This window comes from Alteromonas sp. G4i13 (genome assembly GCF_054960505.1).
Genome location: NZ_JBHNYX010000123.1, coordinates 1 through 551, shown reverse-complemented (window position 1 = coordinate 551; position 551 = coordinate 1). Strand labels below are relative to the sequence as shown.

2 tRNA genes are annotated in these 551 nt (G+C 42.3%); both read right to left on the bottom strand.

What is annotated here, in order from left to right:
• Window positions 1-336: 336 nt before the first annotated feature.
• Window positions 337-413 (bottom strand) — tRNA-Ile (locus tag ACFI6J_RS21575).
• Between the two features lie 37 nt (window positions 414-450).
• Window positions 451-526 (bottom strand) — tRNA-Ala (locus ACFI6J_RS21570).
• Window positions 527-551: the final 25 nt, after the last annotated feature.

The following is a 551-nucleotide window of genomic DNA, read 5'->3' as shown; positions in this document are numbered from 1 at the left end:
ATTGATAACAAGCAATTCAGTCAAGTAGAGTAAAAATTCATCTTTCGATTTCTCAGTTACTCAATTTTGATTGATTACTATTAATATCAGCTTTCCAAATTGTTAAAGAACATTCGCAAAATGACGAGTCATTTCACTTTAGAGTAAAAAACCCTAATCAATCTTTACTGAAACAGTAAATATTCATTAGGATTTCGGGTCCAACGTGACACAAAAATCAGTTTCCACCTTAGCCTTTGACTACCGCTAACTTTAGCGAGTAGAAAAACCGTCAGGAAGGTTCCCTTCCGGTTAAGCGGCTTTTTCACGACCACTTGCGAAGCAAGTGCAGGTGAATGGTAGGCTTGGGCAGACTTGAACTGCCGACCTCACCCTTATCAGGGGTGCGCTCTAACCAGCTGAGCTACAAGCCTTCAGTACTTCGCTTATGCAAGCTCAGTGTCAAGTAGATGGTGGAGCTAAGCAGGATCGAACTGCTGACCTCCTGAATGCAAATCAGGCGCTCTCCCAGCTGAGCTATAGCCCCATAAACTTGTGTCGTTCTTCATTTT